Raw genomic sequence first — 1,993 nt, 5'->3', positions numbered from 1 at the left:
CATCGTCCGGCGTTCCCGTCGGGCCGGCGCTGCTTCGCCGATGGTGCCTGCCGTGACGGCCGGGTGCGGTCGCTGGCGTGGGCCGCCTGGACGAGCAGCCCGAGAGCGTGCGCGAGCTCGGCCTGCGCGTCCGCCGGGATCGCCGTCAGCAGGTGTCCGACCTCGCGGGTGCGCCGCTGGGTGCTCTGCTCGATGAGGGCACGGCCCTCGGGTCGCAGGGTGAGCCTGACCTGGCGTCGGTTGGTCCGGTCCGCCACCCGGTCGACCAGCTTCTTGGTCACCAGCCGGTCGCACATCCGCGTGGCTGTCGACGGGACCACGCCGAGCGCCTCGGCGAGGTGGGACACGGTCATCGTGTCGTGCATGTCGAGCAGCACCAGGGCCCGGAACTGCGGCATGGTGACCTCCGGCTCCAGCCCGGCCAGGGCGCCGGCCGCCACCGCCACGAACACCCGGTTTGCGGCCAGCACCGCGTCGACCACCTCGGCCTGGCCGGCCAGGACGCTGGCGGCGTCGTCGTCGGCCAGCTCCGCGGCGACGGACTCCGGAGGCGAGGGGGGTTCACTCACGACTCGAGCATAGTGCAACTTTTGCATGGTGCACGAGTCGCCGCGCGGCCCGGGATCAGGTGGACCGCGAGGCGTCACCGTACGGGCCGAGCAGCTGGGGCCCCCGGATGCCGGCACGGTCGAGGGCGACCTTGACCCGCTCGCGGATCTCCCGCACCACGCCCCACTGCTGGTTGGGTGCGCACTTGGCGAAGACCCGCAGCGTCATCGTGCCGCCGGACACCGACTCGACCCCGGCGGGCGTGGGTTCTTCGAGCAGCTTTCCCTGGAACGCCTCGTCGTCCTGCAGGCCGTGCACCGTCTCGCGGATCACCGACATCACGTGCTCGACGTCCTCGTCGTAGGCGACCGGGATGTCGACGATGCCGGTCGACCAGCCCTGCGAGATGTTGCCGATGCGGATGATCTCGCCGTTGCGGATGTACCAGACCACGCCGCTGGAGTCGCGCAGCCGCGTCACCCGCAAGGTGACGTCCTCGACCGTGCCGGTCGCCTCACCGGTGTCGACGATGTCACCGACGCCGTACTGGTCCTCGACGATCATGAACAGGCCCGACAGGAAGTCCTTGACGAGCGCCTGCGCGCCGAATCCGAGTGCCACGCCGCCGATCCCGGCCGAGGCGAGCAAAGGTCCGAGGGGCACGCCGAGCTCGGCCATCACGGTCAGCAGCGCGATGGTGAAGATGACGAACGTCGTGACGCTGCGCAGCAGGCCGCCCATCGTGGCCGCACGCTGGCGGTGGCGCTCCCGGTTGAACCCGGCCGCCTCCTCCAGGAGGCGTATGCCGCGTGGTGACCCGAGGCGCGCGGTGCGGTCCTCACGGGCGGCCGCGCGGTCGATCGAGGTCTGCACCACCCGTCGGATGGCGCGGTGGATCAGCCAGCGCAGGATGACCGCGCCCACGATGACCCCGACGATCACCAGGGGAGCGCCCGTGATCTGCTCCCACACCTCCCGAGAGGTGACGGAGGCGAGCTGGGGGACCGAGCCGGCACACGTCATACAGGGCATTGTGGCGAACGGGTGCGCCGATCGCGGGGACCCCCGCGTGAGAGGCTACGGCCCGTAGCCCCCGTCACCCGGAAAGGGACGTGCTGTGCCGACCACCGCACCCTCGCCAGCTCTCGTCGAGCTGGCCCGCGTCCACGGCGTTGCCACCGAGTACTGGAGCTGGCAGGGCGAGCACGTCCTCGTCAGCGCCGCGACCATCGTGGCGGTCCTGGCCGCGCTCGGGGTCGACGCCAGCGACCACGACAGGGCAGCCAAACGCCTTGCCGAACACCGCGACTCGGAATGGCGCCGGGTGTTGCCGCAGACCGTCGTGACCCGCGTGGGCGTGCCGCGGCAGGTGGCCGTCCACGTGCCGCACGGGTCGCGCGTCGAGGCCTCGGTCGAGCTCGAGGACGGTGGCGTGCGGCTCATC

Annotated in this window: 2 protein-coding genes and 1 pseudogene; 1 reads left to right on the top strand and 2 read right to left on the bottom strand. The window is 71.7% G+C overall.

What is annotated here, in order from left to right:
- Together FRW57_RS20960 and FRW57_RS20955 are read right to left on the bottom strand one after the other, a co-directional pair.
- On the bottom strand, nt 1-569 hold a 569-nt coding region (locus FRW57_RS20960), incomplete at its 3' end, for a MarR family transcriptional regulator (protein ID WP_137122317.1).
- A 55-nt stretch (nt 570-624) separates the two neighbouring features.
- The gene (locus FRW57_RS20955) at nt 625-1,572 is read right to left on the bottom strand and encodes a mechanosensitive ion channel family protein (protein ID WP_152186976.1); all 948 of its coding nucleotides are present in this window, start codon (nt 1,570-1,572) and stop codon (nt 625-627) included.
- A gap of 94 nt (nt 1,573-1,666) precedes the next feature.
- On the opposite strand from FRW57_RS20955, the pseudogene FRW57_RS20950 reads away from it, so the two are divergent.
- Nucleotides 1,667-1,993, top strand: a pseudogene (locus FRW57_RS20950) (4-alpha-glucanotransferase); the annotation flags it as partial.

The organism is Segeticoccus rhizosphaerae (assembly GCF_009192725.1).
GTDB classification, from domain to species: Bacteria; Actinomycetota; Actinomycetes; order Actinomycetales; family Dermatophilaceae; genus Segeticoccus; species Segeticoccus rhizosphaerae.
This window is presented reverse-complemented; position numbering and strand designations above follow the sequence as displayed.